The sequence below is a fragment of the Bacteroides fluxus YIT 12057 genome (assembly GCF_000195635.1).
In the GTDB taxonomy this organism is placed as follows: Bacteria; Bacteroidota; Bacteroidia; order Bacteroidales; family Bacteroidaceae; genus Bacteroides; species Bacteroides fluxus.
This window is the reverse complement of the sequence record NZ_GL882697.1, coordinates 17,402-34,575: the sequence shown is the minus strand read 5'-3', so window position 1 is coordinate 34,575 and position 17,174 is coordinate 17,402. Positions and strand designations below refer to the sequence as shown.

Annotated in this window: 15 protein-coding genes and 1 pseudogene; 3 read left to right on the top strand and 13 right to left on the bottom strand. The window is 38.2% G+C overall.

Translation table 11 applies throughout. The features are described 5' to 3' along the window. The 13 genes and pseudogenes from HMPREF9446_RS17405 to tssD all read right to left on the bottom strand — a co-directional run. A pseudogene (locus HMPREF9446_RS17405) lies at nt 1-550 on the bottom strand (hypothetical protein); the annotation flags it as partial. Beyond that, nucleotides 551-1,015, bottom strand: a complete 465-nt coding sequence (locus HMPREF9446_RS17400) for a hypothetical protein (protein ID WP_009127054.1) — start codon at nt 1,013-1,015, stop codon at nt 551-553. Nucleotides 1,016-1,039: 24 nt separating this feature from the next. After that, the gene (locus HMPREF9446_RS17395; protein WP_009127053.1) at nt 1,040-1,990 is read right to left on the bottom strand and encodes a hypothetical protein; all 951 of its coding nucleotides are present in this window, start codon (nt 1,988-1,990) and stop codon (nt 1,040-1,042) included. A 2-nt stretch (nt 1,991-1,992) separates the two neighbouring features. Beyond that, on the bottom strand, nt 1,993-3,828 hold the full coding sequence (locus HMPREF9446_RS17390; protein WP_009127052.1) for a type VI secretion system baseplate subunit TssF: 1,836 nt from the start codon (nt 3,826-3,828) through the stop codon (nt 1,993-1,995). A 1-nt stretch (nt 3,829) separates the two neighbouring features. Then, nucleotides 3,830-4,678 carry a hypothetical protein gene (locus HMPREF9446_RS17385; RefSeq protein ID WP_009127051.1) on the bottom strand — a complete coding sequence of 283 codons (849 nt, stop codon included), beginning with the start codon at nt 4,676-4,678 and terminating at the stop codon, nt 3,830-3,832. Between the two features lie 92 nt (nt 4,679-4,770). Beyond that, the gene (locus HMPREF9446_RS17380; RefSeq protein ID WP_009127050.1) at nt 4,771-7,038 is read right to left on the bottom strand and encodes a hypothetical protein; all 2,268 of its coding nucleotides are present in this window, start codon (nt 7,036-7,038) and stop codon (nt 4,771-4,773) included. 11 nt (nt 7,039-7,049) lie between these two features. Continuing rightward, nucleotides 7,050-7,535, bottom strand: a complete 486-nt coding sequence (locus tag HMPREF9446_RS17375) for a PAAR-like protein (RefSeq protein WP_087943599.1) — start codon at nt 7,533-7,535, stop codon at nt 7,050-7,052. Nucleotides 7,536-7,540: 5 nt separating this feature from the next. Continuing rightward, entirely contained in the window at nt 7,541-8,467 is a 927-nt protein-coding gene (locus HMPREF9446_RS17370) for a hypothetical protein (protein ID WP_009127048.1), read from the bottom strand. Nucleotides 8,468-8,472: 5 nt separating this feature from the next. Next, on the bottom strand, nt 8,473-9,801 hold the full coding sequence (locus HMPREF9446_RS17365; RefSeq protein WP_009127047.1) for a phage baseplate assembly protein V: 1,329 nt from the start codon (nt 9,799-9,801) through the stop codon (nt 8,473-8,475). Then, the gene (locus HMPREF9446_RS17975) at nt 9,802-10,266 is read right to left on the bottom strand and encodes a hypothetical protein (protein ID WP_009127046.1); all 465 of its coding nucleotides are present in this window, start codon (nt 10,264-10,266) and stop codon (nt 9,802-9,804) included. A gap of 23 nt (nt 10,267-10,289) precedes the next feature. Beyond that, a complete protein-coding gene (locus HMPREF9446_RS17360; RefSeq protein ID WP_009127045.1) occupies nt 10,290-11,675 on the bottom strand; it encodes a DUF5458 family protein in 1,386 nt (461 codons plus the stop codon). Between the two features lie 28 nt (nt 11,676-11,703). Further along, nucleotides 11,704-12,156, bottom strand: a complete 453-nt coding sequence (locus HMPREF9446_RS17355) for a hypothetical protein (RefSeq protein WP_009127044.1) — start codon at nt 12,154-12,156, stop codon at nt 11,704-11,706. A gap of 138 nt (nt 12,157-12,294) precedes the next feature. After that, a complete protein-coding gene (tssD, locus tag HMPREF9446_RS17350) occupies nt 12,295-12,687 on the bottom strand; it encodes a type VI secretion system tube protein TssD (RefSeq protein ID WP_009127043.1) in 393 nt (130 codons plus the stop codon). A 316-nt stretch (nt 12,688-13,003) separates the two neighbouring features. Here tssD and HMPREF9446_RS17345 point away from each other — a divergent pair, with 316 nt between their 5' ends. From HMPREF9446_RS17345 to HMPREF9446_RS17335, 3 genes are all read left to right on the top strand, one after another. Continuing rightward, nucleotides 13,004-15,496: an ATP-dependent Clp protease ATP-binding subunit gene (locus tag HMPREF9446_RS17345; RefSeq protein WP_009127042.1), complete on the top strand. Its 2,493-nt coding sequence runs from the start codon at nt 13,004-13,006 to the stop codon at nt 15,494-15,496. Between the two features lie 350 nt (nt 15,497-15,846). After that, nucleotides 15,847-16,284: a GPW/gp25 family protein gene (locus HMPREF9446_RS17340; RefSeq protein ID WP_009127041.1), complete on the top strand. Its 438-nt coding sequence runs from the start codon at nt 15,847-15,849 to the stop codon at nt 16,282-16,284. Between the two features lie 21 nt (nt 16,285-16,305). Then, complete coding sequence (locus HMPREF9446_RS17335) at nt 16,306-17,172, top strand: TssN family type VI secretion system protein (protein ID WP_009127040.1); 867 nt, start codon at nt 16,306-16,308, stop codon at nt 17,170-17,172. The last annotated feature ends 2 nt before the right edge of the window (nt 17,173-17,174 follow it).

Here is a 17,174-nt window from a genome sequence, read left to right as displayed (position 1 = left end):
AATAAACACCATTCTTATCAACCTCATGGATTACTGACATCACCCTGTATTGTCCCAGATCCCGACGGTTACACATGGAAGCAGGTATTTTGACCGCAATAGGTTCGCCAATACGTACACGACAAGTTTTGCTCTTACCTCTCAACCATACCAAGGAAGCCGTATCACGTCCCTTCTCAAACTCCAGAAGACGGTTCATGTGAACCGGATGACCGACTGCCGCTTTGTTATATAAAGTAGTAGGAGATTGATAAACGGACTCGGACGTACTGATTGCATTTGCCAGATAAGTGTTGATACCGTTCACTCTGGCACTGTCGTCTGCATAAAGAGGACGGTCATCCTCCGCCATATAGTCATGACGCGAATAATGGAAAGGAGCTATACGAGAACCAAAACTTACATTTTCCAACTCAACATCGTAAGTAACCGTTTCGTTCTTGTCCTTTTGCGGATTCCCGAAATGTAATTTCTGTCCGTCATAATAGAACCATTCGCCGTATTGGTAGGCAATTCTACGAAGAAACTCATATCCGGTTTCTTCGTGCATCTAGACATAAGGAATCTGTTCATTGAAAAGCGGCTTGTTGACAATCTCCACTCCATTGCCATAATTCTTCACCACCTCTCCGACAATGGCCGACAAGGTATAATCCATAAAGGAGTCCATTGTCTTTCCGGATTCAAGCAGAACAGTAGGACTGCATCCCCTGTAATGGATAGTGCCGGAAACCCCTCTCTCACCATCCATTCCAATTTCGGTGATGATGCCCTTGAAGATGCTTTCATCACCGCTAATCACATGTTTCATGCGGATTACCACACTCTGACCCTGCATGGCAATCATGCTTTCACGCTCGTTGTACCAGATATTCTCTCCAGGCAGAGGGGGACACAATACACCAATATCAAAAACATGGTGCCCGTTGAACACCTGTTTGAGATAAATTGTAGTGAACTTACATTCACTGCCACCGATAGAAACGGTCGCTTCCACTTGATTCCAGTCTGTCATGATAATCCTTTCTTAAGTTTTAATTTATAAATAAGCATCTATACCGAGATGGGATGCCTTAGATGGCTCGTTGGAAATGACACATATATGTCCGGAACTCACAACATCCAGTTTTATCCTTACTTCCATATCTGCGGCAAAAAGCATATCAATCAATTCAAGTAGTATGCATCTGCTTTTTCCATTGTCAAGAAACTCCGGTATACGGTTACGAGGAATGTCATGGACAGTGACACATGCATCGTATCTGCCGCTCCTGAACTCTGAACCAATAACAAGTGTCTCTCCCAAACGTGCCTGTCTGAATGCCGGAAAACTATCACACTTTTTACGACTCAACACATGAGACAGGGTGACAGGTAATCCAAGTATCAAAGAGAGCACTTTGGTAATTTTACGCTGGTCCCCACGAATCTTGTGAATAATAGGAATGATTCTCATAAACAAGGCGGCTTGTTCCAACGAAAGTTTTCTGATTATCGGCCAGTAAGCAGTGAACACATTCGTGAAATCCGTATAAACATTTTTTCTATCGACCCGGCGTTCGAGCAATTGCATCTGTACAAGCGTCCGGTCTATTTCATCCTCAAATACGGAAAAGAATTTTCGTATTTCCATCTCTTCTTTCCGATACTGCCTGACCTGATTGACAACCTTCTTTATGTCCGTGGAATCCAACAAATCAATACCCAAGAAAAACACTCCCTCTGGCAATACATCATAAAGTCCTTCCCGGTTGACATAGATACGCAAACAATCGTTTATCTCGTCATCAGGGCTATATTCCATTCTGATACTTTCTATATCTTTCCCGACTTTCATACGGGAATCACCCAAACGGATAATCTGTATGTCGTCAGGACTGACGCCTTCCTCAATTAAAGTAGCTGCAATTATTTCTGCCAGATAATCCGTATCCAGCGAATTGATTGACGCAAGAGAACTTTCAATATGTGACAAACCGATCTTTCCCATTACTAAACAATTTGAGTGAATATACGATAGTTGAAATGATCCGGTGAACGGGTGACGAGCTTAGTTTTCAGTTCGTCGATAAGCAACGGAATTTCCCTTTCCGAATCAGTGCGTACAGACAAGTGAACATCAATCGATGATATCAACCCTTCACCCGGTTTTTCACTGACCATCACTCCCGACTTGATGTCAACAGACATCACCAGACCGGAGAGTTCCTTGTAACAGAAGTTTATGATATCCGCCTTTGTATAGATCCGGTCACGAGTGGTAAGAATATATTTATATATATCAAACCGGTTGGCAGATGCTGGAATGCTTTTCCCTCCTCTTGTAGTAGTCAGGAAATAAACCTGTCGTTTATCAATACTGAAACTATTTTGAGGTAACAATCCCATACCTACGGGCAAACCGTTGGCACGTTCACAGATTGTCGTATAGTAGGATATATATAACTTATCGGCATTTTCCGGTAAATCTGCAAGTAGGTATGACAATGAACCGACAGCAGACTGGATATTATTAATTATTCGCTCCATGCTATTCAACAGTCTGTCCATTTCTTGTATTTCATCTGAAAAAGTATCTTTCTGCAATGATGCGATGACAGCTCCCCGACCTTGTAAAAGGTCAAGCACCCGGTAGAGATACTCTTTTATATCACGGGAGTTCATACGCTCGCAACCACCATAGCGAACTGCATAGGTTGCACCTTTTTTCTCTGAGCCTCCATTGAACGGAATTTCAGTATATAACCGGTTCTGTGCATCCATTACAGAGTCCACGGAGAAAAAATACTCCTGTTCGCTTGTTGTCAATGGTACGACAGCGGTCAGGTCATTGACACTTGCAATCTTCTCATTCAGCCGTTTGTTTTGTACAACAACGGCATTGATACTGACTTTCAGTTCTTCCAAACAGTCCGGAGTAAAGTTAGAGGGAAAGTCAACCCGGAACCAGTAAAGAGGATTCAGTTCACCGGAAGACAACATATCTTCCATATAATAATCTTTCAATTCTTCGGGGAAAAGCGACGCTTTTTCCTGAGAAAGAATGATTGGAGTAGTGATACGAATAAACTGGTTATTGTATATGGAAAGAATGTCCCTGTTAATCTCTTTTTCTATATCACAGATAGAAAACAGACTTTCCGGCTCATCAGTTTCTTCTTCCGGAGGAAACCCTTGCATAGCAGTAAGTGGTTGTCCGTTCAAACTCCATTTGGCATACGCCAACATGGAATAAAGGGACTGTTTTTTCTCACGGTAAGGAAGCTCGAAATAGAACGACAAATCATCCAGTTTATGTATTTCCGGAGCAAGTTGTAGCCCGATCCAGGCAGTACGGGTGAATTTACCCCTCATCTCATACGGTGCATGATATATCAATTCTTTGGTCATAGTACTATCCATATTGAAAATATCACCGTTGCATATCATACGGCAGACATCTCCGGCATATATTTCCGTTCTACGTAAAGGATAGAAACTATATTCTTCTACTATCTGTCCTTTATTTTTGGGAATATCCGCAAAGAAACCGGAATCGGTATCTACTGTGTATTTCGGGATGTCCCGTGGAAAGGCATGGATGACACTGTGAGCAGGACGCACGCTAACCAAAATGTCAGGAGTCAACATATTGGCTATTTTATCCAATATGCGGTGCTGACTGGTTTCTATATCGTGAGATAAGCCAAAGATTTCACTGGAAAGTGCTTCGAGTAGTACCTTGACTAACGGATCAAGATTTTCTACTTTCTTCACTCCCCAATAATTCATTGCATGGCGATACATACGATTCTTGATGACTTCTTTGCTGTAATTTGGGGTACTCATATTAATTTATAACTTCTAACATTGCATTATTATCCTTTCTATGAAATTTAAATAGAATTTGATTTCTCATCGAATTATTTTGTTCGCTAACAAACTGAATAATAGCACAATTATTATTATCCAATAAAGTAACTAGTTTTCCATTAGCTTCAAAAAGCATATGAGTATCATGTATTTCTGGCAATTCATTCAATATTGCTCCTTTTGCATTTATCATATTATTAATACCATTCAAACGTGCCTTTCTATCGATATCTCTAAAACAATTAATGAAATCTATCAACTCTTCACGTGCTCTTGTGAGTTCTAAAAATGCGTCCAAATCCTTATTTTTTAAGATAGTATGTATTTTGCGATACTCATTATACAATTCTTTATGCAACTTAGCCTTATCTTCACTTTGTAAAGTCACAGAGTTCTTCCATCCCATATTTCCAATAGGTAGTCCTGTAGCTTGAAAAGTTGTAGAAAAAGAATATTTTTTCATATTTGATATGTCATTAACAACTTCTCCAGCTTCATCCAAAATATATGACTTTACAGTTTTAAAAGAATCATAGCTATTAGCCATATCATTTTTAGGATAACGGTGAAAGGTAAGAATTACCTGTGCATCACCCAAGGTATGTTTACCATACAATGGATACATTTCAACTTCCACCGTATGCTCACCATTATTCAAAATTAATTGATTCAATTTAAATGTGATGCTTCCTCCAGAATCTTGTTCCCATTTAAAAGCCAGCACATCATCAACTTTAACAACAAATTCACAATCCATACTATTTACAGATAATGAATAAATCATTTTACTATAATCTCTTGGTTCATTGTTCTTGTAATAGGTCATATCATTACTATTTTTAGTTTGTCCAATGCAATATGTACAACACATACATAAAAAAAATATACTAAGAAAAGACTTCATAATTGCTTATATTATTAAGATATTATATACTGAGGAGAAAATTTCAAAGGCTTACTTGGAGGAATTATCTCAAACTCATCGGGCTTAATCTTCTCCTTTTTATTCATATTAATCATTCCCGTTTCTAAACCAAATTCCGCAGATAGCTCAACAGTGGCATGTAAACCTGTAAAAGCGACTTCTGGTGTTACAAAAAGCCCTTTCATATCTACCCCTGGGGTTATAGTTCCAGAAAAGTAAGCATCTGCTGTTGCGTTTGCTTCTAACTTAGTTGTTGCTTTGCTTTTAATAACATACACTTTTAATCCAACTCCAATTTCAGCTATCAACAAAACACCAAACCTGCCTTTCATGTTTGATTTTTTTAATGAGATTTCGAATGGATTCGTTTTAAAAATCACATTAGTCAAATTAAGAATAAGAGATCCATCAAATTTCAAATCTAAACGAATTTCTCCTTCATAATCAATGTATTTAGATTTATATGACTGGTTAACAATTTTATCAATAAATGCTAATAAAGGTATTGTTCTTGCACCACAACGAAATAAATCAATGGTAAAAAGCCCTCCTATTAACGGATTTGCTTTAATTGTAAATTCTCCATTTATACCAATTTTATTGTTTTGTCTTTCTACAAGATTCCATTTTAAGGATGCATCAAAAATCGGAAACTGTATATCAAATTCTATAGGGGCTTTTTTTGCATCAATACCTTTGACATATGATAAAATATCATCTGCCATCTTTTTAGCTTTTAAAATAACTCCTAAATAATCCCTTATATTTTTTTCAATTTTTTTTCCGATTTCAAATTTCTGGGAATCATCATCATAAGTACAAGTCAATTCTAAAAAAAATTCAGATTGTGTTTTTCCATATTTAATCGTGTACCACTTACTATATCCTGCCTGTTGTTTTTTCTTTATTAATTCTTCATATGCTCTTCCTTCTTGATTTTTACCTTCAACAGCATCATATTTAGCAAACTTAAGTCCTATTTTCAACTCCCAAATTATGTCTGGGAATAATCTCATATTGACAATTTTAAGATGACGACAAGTTGCTAACTGAATTTGATTACTTTGAATAAGGCTATCTCGTATAGGCCATATATAACTATATAGTGAATTCATCGCAATTTCAGAAATATTTCCATCAAAAACTTTTCCTATTAATGAAATTACTGTATCTCCATAATTATACTTCAAATTCCATTGGATGATACTACCAATTAATTGTGCATTTTGAGAAGTTTTTTCACTGTCAAATTCAATGATACTCATTAAATGTTTATCATGATTAATGTTCTCAGATAAAATACAAGATACTGTTTCTTTTCCTATTAACATTATGACAATCGGACATTTCCCTCCAATAATATTTACTATTCCTGAATATTGGCAATTTTTACTTTCATTGAAAACCTCCAGTTCCTTAGTTACTTTCTTTCCATCCTTATCCTTTGATGGATATTTAACATTAATTCCTGTATATTTGCAAGGTTTATAATTACTTTCCCGAATGCTGTTGTTCCCGACTAACACAGGTTGTACTTCACCTTTTATATCATTAGGATCATATGTAAAATCATTCTTCACATTAAGTTGTAACTTCCTTGTTATTCTTTGATAAGGCAAAAAAATGAATAACTCTACCTCAATCTTTGCAACAGAGCCAACTGGAATCTCATAAGGTGTAAACCAAATGCTAAAAACCATGCGGTTTTTATCCACCAGTGGCAGATTTGTCGCCAATGTTTTTTTAGGACGACCATTAATATAGACTTTAAAGTATCCATTAAGGATATGTCCATTGCTTCCCGCAATCTCAGCAACTGCCAGAACCGGATAATTGACATTTATAACAGAAGAGGAAGATAATTTTATTTTTGACTGTTCATCATAAAAATAAAAATCTCTAATCATAATACTGCTACAGAAAGGAACAAATTTGAAAGGGACAGCATTAATATCCCCTTCTCCAATTTCTTCTTTCACTGTTTGTTTTACAGTACTGAAATTTTCATTAATCGATATTGGCTGTAAATCTACATTTAAAGTCTGTTGCTTCCCACAATAGTCGTTAGACAATGTAACTTCAACAATATTTTTCTGCGTTTTTTTAACTACACCATTAATTCTCCACAGATACGAATATTTTCTATCAATAGGTCCTATTGCAGAACATAGTAATTTTATATCCTGAAAAGGCGGCACATTCTTGTAATTACCTCGTTCATACAAGATGCGGGCTGTTCTACTGTTATCTTCGTTTTCCATAAAATTCCTATTTAGATTTCTGACAGTATAATCTTGCTCTTATCTTCTTGAATATTTCCCAAAGGGCACAAAGTTGCCATTATATCTTTTGGGGCTTCATCTAACATCTCTTTTGTTATAGTAGCAACTTGACCATGGAAAGCTATACGTATTTTGCCGGGAACAGAACATACGTTGCAGATTCCTTCGGATTCTTCAGTCAACATTTTCAAATTTACTTCAGTAACATCTATATATTCGTGTACTTTAGTCCACTTTACATTCGCCATGCAAGGAGGTTTGGGAGCTGGAGCGGTATATTTAGGATCATTACACATACCGAAATTCATATTGGCAACTGTACAGTCTTTGTCTGTTGCGACTGTCTTTCCACCATTAACCTCCACAAGCGTTTGACTGGTAACTATTAGGGGAATAGCTGTACCCAGACTATTACAAGTCATTGATTGGCTACAATACACTGTTGCTCCTTTACATACAATATGTTTCTCACTCATAAGACTTAGCTAAATGTCAATAATTTATAAAACCATGTTTTTTTTGCTTCACCTTGGCTATTCCTTAACTGATTAATGTACTCATCCTGTATCGATTCTATCGGTTTTTCAGAAAGATAATAAGCAGTAACAACAATATCCATTATATTTGACTCTCCAAGTTTCAAAACAAACGTACTTTCAATCGATTTAATATTATGGTATTCATTATCTAAAGTATATTTGATATCACATGTCCCTGATAAAGTCCGACCTTCCGGAGCTAAAATATTATTCAGCCCATTCTTAATCAATTTATCTAAGCATGCTTCATCAGACAGCGAACCATTTTCACATACAATAAGTTCCTTATTCCTTTCACATTCCATGACTGAATTTTGACATGCAAATTCTACAGGATCATCAAATGGTAATACTGGGATACATCGCTTTATCATTTTTTCTGGTACTATGCTTGTTTCATACATAAGTCCGAAAAAAAGACTAATGAACAAATCTTTCTCAACCAATAGGCTTATATAGTCTGGGTTATTAATTTTATCTTCTAACAAAGAAATATAAAGCTCACTTCCTTCACCGACAAAACGCTTTTCAATATCATACTTTTTCTCTAACCACCTCTGACGTATATCATCATTCCTAACCATATGACACAACCCTTTATTATTAGTAAGTAAAGTGATAGGATATATTATCTTACTGCATTCATTTGCCAGTTCAAAGATATGTTCATCTGGTTCAATGCCATTAATCAATAGATTATCACGCGTTATTCGGAAAGCATGTAAATCATTAGAAATATTTCCAGCAAACTGCACCTTCTCTTCAAATTGGATACGGCAACTTACTTCAGGTTTCTTAATATGGATATTAATACCATATGTACCTGTTAATAACTGTGGATTATATCTTAAAGTGATAGATCTGGACATAACAACTATGATAATTTTATTTTTTTCGTACCACTTTGTGTTATAACCTGTTTCTTGGATATTAACACCAAATCTTCTTTTACACTTCTAACATTGACTTTATCAGAAGTACTATCAAGTTCTTTAGATACAATTTTGGTCTTATTATCAATAATAGCACTTAAGTCCTTAGCAGCATTTAATATTGTTTCAGATGCTCTGGATTCAATGTTTGTACTAGTGCTGTTTATCAATTCTGCTGCATCAAATGATATAACTTTAGAAGTTAATTGTATCTTTTCTTGAGCTTCAATACAAATTGTTTTATTTACTGTATCTAAAATAATTTTATTACTATTTTTATCTCGAATAGTTATACTTTCTCCGTTTTCGCTATCATCAAATATAATTGTATGACCACTACGTGTTATTATACTTTTAATGTTGTTATTAACTTTTCCACCTTCACCATTTTGGCGATGGAACAGACTTCCAGAAACAAATGGACGTGAGGGATTATTTAGTTCAAAACCAACTAAAACTTGATCCCCTTCTTCTGGAATAAAAACAAAACCTCTATTTTTAGATACAACTTCACTACTTCCTGCATCAAGACTCCTTACCCGTATCCAGTTAGTTGTCTTATTTTGTTCCTCTTGCCATACAAACTGAACTTTAACACGTCCTTGACTCTCTGGGTCAGCATTACTGATTACCTTTGCAAGCATCGGGTGAGCTTCAGAAATAACAACGTTATTCACTGGGATTCGTTCCATACTAGCCGGAATGCCTTCAAAAGTATTGGAATAAACACCATTCTTATCAACCTCATGGATTACAGACATCACTCTATATTGTCCCAAATCCCGACGGTTACACATGGAAGCAGGAATCTTGACCGCAATAGGTTCGCCAATACGTACACGGCAAGTCTTACTCTTACCTCTCAACCATACCAAGGAAGCCGTATCACGTCCCTTCTCAAACTCCAGAAGACGGTTCATGTGAACCGGATGACCGACTACCGCTTTGTTATATAAAGTGGTAGGAGATTGATAAATGGATTCGGACGTACGAATTGCATTTGCCAGATAGGTATTGATACCGTTCACACCGGCACTGTCGTCTGCATAAAGAGGACGGTCATCCTCCGCCATATAGTCGTGACGTGAATAATGGAAAGGAGTGACACAAGAACCGAAGCTGACCTTTTCCAAGTCAACATCATACGTAACCGTCTCATTCTTGTCCTTTTGTGGATTCCCGAAATGTAATTTCTGTCCGTCATAATAGAACCATTCGCCGTATTGGTAGGCAATTCTACGAAGAAACTCATATCCGGTTTCTTCGTGCATCTAGACATAAGGAATCTGTTCATTGAAAAGCGGCTTGTTGACAATCTCCACTCCATTGCCATAATTCTTCACCACCTCTCCGACAATGGCCGACAAGGTATAATCCATAAAGGAGTCCATTGTCTTTCCGGATTCAAGCAGAATAGTAGGACTGCATCCCCTGTAATGGATAGTACCTGAAACCCCTCTCTCACCATCCATTCCGATTTCGGTGATGATGCCTTTGAAGATGCTTTCATCACCGCTAATCACATGTTTCATGCGGATTACCACACTCTGACCCTGCATGGCAATCATGCTTTCACGCTCGTTGTACCAGATATTCTCTCCAGGCAGAGGGGGACACAATACACCAATATCAAAAACATGGTGCCCGTTGAACACCTGTTTGAGATAAATTGTAGTGAACTTACATTCACTGCCACCGATAGAAACGGTCGCTTCCACTTGATTCCAGTCTGTCATGATAATCCTTTTTTTAATAAATTCTATTTCGACATTTCGTATTCAGAGTTCCAGGAAGTGCCATCTTCACCCTTCGTTCCATCCAACTTAACGACGAATTCTTTTGCCGGGAAGAACGGTATCATATTTATATCCAAATATATACGGTCTTTCTTTACCGGGTCGCGTTCAAACCGCTCGATGCTATATTTCTCAATCAGTCTATCCGGTCCCTTGATGCTATCCAAGAAACGGATCATCTGCTGGCGCAAATCTTTCTCCGATTTGCTTGTCCAGTTCTCAAAAGCCCTTCGGTTCAGGAAGTCAACGAGCACTTTTGCCACGTAATCGAATACACGAACGACAGAGTAAGTCTGTAATCCCAAATTGTCACCGTTGAAAAGGGATTTACCGGAGAACGCCATCACCTTCTTGTATTCGTTGACCAACGGGATAAGCCCCATCTTTTCCAATTTGGATATTTCACTCTTTTTCAAGGGAAAGACAACAGCATCCACTCCATCAAGTGCACCATATTTCTTACCGGCAGTAATCTGCGACATAAGAGAGCTATACACTTTGCCTGACAATGCCGATGATGGAGAAATATGCAAATCTTCCTCTTCTCCCAATTCCGCATACTTAGCACGACCGATCAGCCAGTTACAAACCAATGATGTATTACTCTTAAAACCGTCACCGCCAGACATATTAGACTCGTAGAACATTTCAATCACATCGTCCGGCTTTTCAAGGTCAGCGAAATCAGAAAATAAGAACACTTTGTTACTATAAGCAATCTTCGCCCATTTCTCCACAACCTTGTTGGAACCAAGGAATCCCGGAACAACAAGAAGGGAGTAGTTATCCCTCAAGTCGAGTTTGTCATAATACTGTTTCAATTCTTCTGCCACAGCATCAATGAAAATCGGATTATCCAAATCGGTAACCTGTTCCAGTGAAGCGTTCATAATTGAGATATTGGTAATCTTATCCTGTCCGGTGTTATCATAGAACGACTTTACCTCTCTATAAGCACGTTCCAAGTCCTTAACTGTTTCGGCAGCAACCAACTGGTTTGTGGCAAGCAAATTGGAAACTTCGTTTACTTCTGAACTACAAGCGGACAGCATATCATCAATCGTGCTGTTCTCTTCCAACATATCAATCCATAGGTCCAGTGTGCGCAACAGATTACGCCTGTCTTCCTTTTTGTCTTCGTCTTTCAGATATATACTCATTCTAGCCTTCCGATCCGGATTCAGGTTCTGCACCCTGTCAATCGCTGATTCGAGAAAGCTGAAACCGCCGAACCGGGACAGTTTACCCAAATTCTCTTTCAGCGTATCCTGTGAGAAATGTTCCTGAACAGCTTCATGTTTTTGTGCCAATTGCTGTGTTTCTGTCGCTTTAGCTCCTTGTTCTACCATATTCCTTTCATTTTATATTATACTGTAATTACAATGACTCTTCCACCTGCTTTTTCAACTCTTTCAATATAATCAGCATAGCCGCCTTTGTATCATTGTTGGCAATAACACGCTGCAATACCTTGTTCGAGCGAAGCTGTTTGACCACTTTTTCATAAAATTCCTTGCGTATACTCAGATTGTTAAGAAAAGGACTCCGCTGGGTCATACTTTTGACAGAAAAGTCCCCCACATTGCTAAACTGAAAGTTTTCTGTTACATCCTGTCCTTCCTTATCCAGGAAATTAACATCAATATTCGGATCAAAATACTTGAATACATCTTCTATCGTATACAAATGATCTACAATTTCCGGAACACCGGGTTCTTCAGCAGTCATTTGGTTTACCATCAATGTACGATTGCCAGGGATATCGGCAATACCTTCATTGGCCTCCTGCTCTACCGCATTACCGCCAATACCTATATAATCATCTATCATAATTCAGATTTGTTACTTAATTTCTGTTTTGAGAAAACTTTTATTTATCCGTACTTATTAAAAAAGAGATTGCCCATATTGCACGTCTTACTGGAAAACTTTATAGAACAATCTCTTTTTACATTTTTCAAGTCCGGCTTACTTAGCATCCGGCCAGTCTTGTTCAAAGACAGCACCACCGATGGTCAATTTCTGAGCCGAAACCTCGAATTTGATAACCATAGGCTTTTTGCCTTCAACGTCAGCTACTTCCTGGAAACGGGTAATATAACCCTTTTCCCATTTCAACTCTTTCATTACAGATTCTTCATCCCCTTTCTTGTACACTACAGTACCTTCGTGAGGCTTGAACTGACTGACCATGTTTTCGATGATTGTTGTGTCTTCTGTTGATTCGATGGTAATGTTAATGATACCGCCATACAGATGGGAAGCCGGACGTCCTTTGGCATCAACATCTCTCTTGATTTCGTAACTCACAAAGCGGATGTCGAACTCTTTGGACTGAAATTTCAATGTTGATTTAAACATAGTATAATTTTTAAGTGAATAAATTGGTTAATTATCCCGTTTGCGTGAACCTTTGCTTTTGAACTTATTGTACCATATTAATTATAATATAAGAAGCCAAATCGCTCCTGTGTCACGCCCTAAATATAGATACTTTTCCTTATATAGCAAAAACAATTCATATATTTTTTTTCATTTTGAAATAAAAAACAAGAGGTTTGCTTGTTTTTAGCGATTTTGTTCTATTTTTGCAAGTAGGACATCTAGATTAAACACGGTTTCCTATATTTGCTTTATATCATAACTATTAAATCATAATGCTTGATCAAATAGAAACATGGAAAACGATTTTATAAACAATTTAAGCGAATCTGTAAAGATTGCGATTCGTATAGCAAAATCAATTGCACGGGAATATGCCAATGATTGCTATACACCTTCACATCTGCTAAAAGCGCTAATGCATAAAGAAGTTGGACTACAAGGATTCATTCAAAGTTTGGGGAAAGATACCGGATATATTGAAGACTGGGCAGAAGTGCGCATTGAAGAAGCACCCCGGTCTGGGAAAACTTCGGAAATTATGGCAGACAAGCAAATAGCCAATGTATTTGAAGAAGCTGACATCGTGCGACTGAAATTAGGATTACTGGAAATTAGCCCGATCTGTGTGCTGGCCGCTCTCACAAAACCGGGTACAGCCTATTCCATTACTCAACTGAAATCTTTTCCTATAAAAGAAGAAGAAATTTTATCATCTGTAGTGGACTGTCAGGATATTGCGCATGATATCGCAGTCGGTATGCCGACATCTAAAGGAGAAAACGAGACGGCAACAGCAGCCCTATATAAATATTGTATAGACAAGACCTCTGAATTCAGAGAGAATGAGATGCACGAAATCGTCTGTCGGGAAAACGAAACTCGCATGATGATAGAAACGCTAGGACGCAAAGGTAAACCCAATGTACTTATTACCGGTGATTCAGGTGTAGGAAAAACTGCTATAGTGGAGGGACTGGCAAGAGCAATTGTAAATGACAAAGTTCCTTCATATTTGAAAGGATCCGTTGTACTGGAATTGGATACGGGCGCTTTGATAGCCGGAGCAAGTTACAAAGGCGAAGCGGAAGACAGACTAAAAAATCTGATAAGGGAACTGCGGAAAGTAGATAAGGCTATCCTGTTCATTGATGAAATCCACACCCTGCTCGATCCCAAACAAGGGAACAGTGGAATAGCAAGTATTCTAAAACCGGAGCTGGACAGAGGAGAACTAACCGTTATCGGTATAACCACTGCCGAAGAGTATCGGAAAATTATAGAACCGGATCATGCATTCAACCGTTGTTTTGAAGAACTAAAAATTAATGAACCGGATATTCCATCGGCTGTTTTAATGATTGAATCCGTATTGAGTACTTACACAGACTTCCACGGACTGGAAGTAACAGAAGAGGCGATACCGGAATGTGTGCGTCTGGCCAAACGTTATGTCAAGGACAGAAGATTACCAGACTCCGCTATAGACCTACTCGACCGTACACTGTCCGCTGTGAAACTTATTAACGAAACATCCAAAGAATGTATAGAAGAACTGTCGACTGCGCTAAACGAACAGGAAAAGAAGGCAGGCGAAGACGATGATACCAAGCTGAAAGAACTAAAAGGTATTTATCGCTCCATGCAGAACCGACTAAGTCCGGTTCTACTCGGAATGATAACCGAAGATACGCAACCGGAAAATTACGATACATCGGAAGAACTATCCGACTATCTTAAACAGAAGATAGAAACACTTCGCTCCTTTTTATCTGCACCTATCGAGAAAGTCGGATCTCAAGAGGTTGCGGCAGTAGTATCCTACAAAACCGGCATACCATTGGGTAAACTCCAATCAGAAGAGAAAGAGCGGTTGCTCAATATGGAAAATATTCTCAGAAAAAGAGTAGTCGGACAGGATAATGCCCTGAAAGCATTGACGGATGCGATTTTGGAATCCAGATCCGGATTGAACAAAGCCGGACAGCCCATCGGCTCTTTCTTTTTCCTCGGTCCTACAGGAACCGGAAAGACCGAACTAGCAAAGGCACTTGCCGAAGCATTGTTTAATGACGAGAAAGCTATGATACGGTTTGATATGTCGGAATTCAAGGAAGAGCATTCGGCTGCATTGTTATACGGTGCCCCTCCGGGATACGTAGGTTATGAAGAAGGCGGATTGTTGGTCAATAAAATAAGAAGACAGCCCTATTCAGTTGTATTGTTTGATGAAATTGAAAAAGCGCATCCTTCTGTCTATGATATCTTCCTGCAAATCATGGATGAAGGTAAATTACACGACAGATTAGGCAAGGAAGGTGATTTCTCAAATTCTATCGTACTGTTCACCTCCAATGTGGGCAGCGAATGGTTAGCCAATCAACTGGCAGAGGGGAAAAATCCTACTACGACACAATTAATGGAAGTAATGGGAAGGTATTTCAGACCGGAATTTCTAGCACGTCTGTCAGAGATAGTTCCGTTCTCACCTATCGGAGAAGATATATTACTGATGATATTCGATATACAGTTCAGAAATGTTTCAAACCTGCTGGAAAAACAGGGAATAAGCATTCTGCTGACAGAAGAAGTGAAGAAATATCTTGCACATAAGGGATTTGACCCTAAATATGGTGCAAGGCAGGTAGCGGGAGTGATACGCAATTACCTCCGAAGACCTATATCCCGGTTGATTATCAGTGGAAAATTATCCAAAGGCGATGTACTGAAAGTGGGTATAGGAGAAAGCGAGGAATTGATATGGGATATAGAAAATACAAACCAATAAATTCTATGATGGATGCCAGACACAATTATCTGTCAATGGTATATTATTCTACTATGATATACCTCTATTATGCAGATGGAAGGGATTTGTACGAATCACTGGAATGTGAAGGCTGGCACAAACACGGATACGACTTCAGGGAAGTGTACGCATATTCAGTGAACAGAATGGGAAGGTAAGCCAGTCAAAGATTCACAATATAATCTTTAAAGATACGTGTTGCACAGGCTATCGCAAGCATCTGGTAAGCCTGACTTCCGAAAATATAACTGAAGTGAACTTCCCGTTACCTGAAAGTCAGTGATGAAGAATTTGAAACCAATTGACGGAACTTAAAAAATGAAGAAATTATGGAATACTACAAATTTCCACTCAAGATAGGTCTGTTACTGCAAGACGGAAGCAAGTCGCTGCCCAAATGCAGTGAGAAAGAATCTATCGACCAGCACCTGGAACTGCTGTTCACGACCTGTCCCGGCGAACATCGGTATGATCCCCGGTTCGGTTGCCGTATCTGGGACATGGACTTTGAAAAAGTGGCCTCACAAAAAAGCTGGCAAGACCATTTCACGACCTGTCTGACAGAATCAATCACAACCTACGAACCTAGATTAAGCGAAGTAGAAGTACAGGTAACAGTCAGTGATATAACCTATACGGACGATGTAACAGACACAACGACTATCAAGAAAAAGGCGGATGTACTAATCAAGGCTGTACTGAACAGTACCCATGAGAATTGTCGTTTTCGGTTCAGACTATTTTTAGGCCCATTATCAAGTGAATAAATAACTACTCAAACTAATATTATGGAAAATATCTTTGGAAGATTCTTAACTTCATATCTGTTATTTCCTATTATCGCTTTCCTGCTCGGAGGCGTAGTATTCCTTATTGCAAAAAAGAATAAGCTGATGGGAAACAGAAAGCTGATCACTTATGTTCTGGTAACTATCCTGATTCTTATCCTTCCGGCTTTGACCGGATTTTTACAACAGTATTTTATTCCGTACATCTACATAGCCCTACAGCTATTGTATTTATTGCTGGGTTATTATCATCTGAAAGCGATAGACCTGTTTTTGCCTGATTTTATGCAGAAACCTTTCAAATATGAGATTATATTTACTGTAGTGCTCTGTATTATGGGAATGGCATTTTTCTCTTTGGTATTCAACTTATGCAGTGAACTTCAATACGGTTGGTGGGCTTCGACCTGTGTAGTGCCATTCATCTTCATTTCCCTGTTCAGGAAAACATACCGTACGTACCTGGATATACCATTGGAAATTTATAAGATATGGGAATACTCAGATGACAGGAATGTTGCAGATTATAGCAGTATAGATGCATCGGAACTAATATTGGTGAATATCGAATTGTTCAAGCAGATTGGTGACCCTATCCCGTTCCATTTGTCGGTACAGGCTTCCGATACAATGATATTCGGAAACTGGTTCCAACGATGCATAAAGGATCACAGCCGGAAATATCCTATGAGTAGAATTCATTATAATGATAATGAGATACCATACGGATGGATATTTTATACCAAACCATCTTTCTTCATGCCAAGAAAATATATTGATCCTGACCTGTCATTCACAGACAATAAAATAAGAGGAGGATACACCATAATTGCCAAACGAGTAAGAAAAGAAAAGGTATTTAGCTAAAA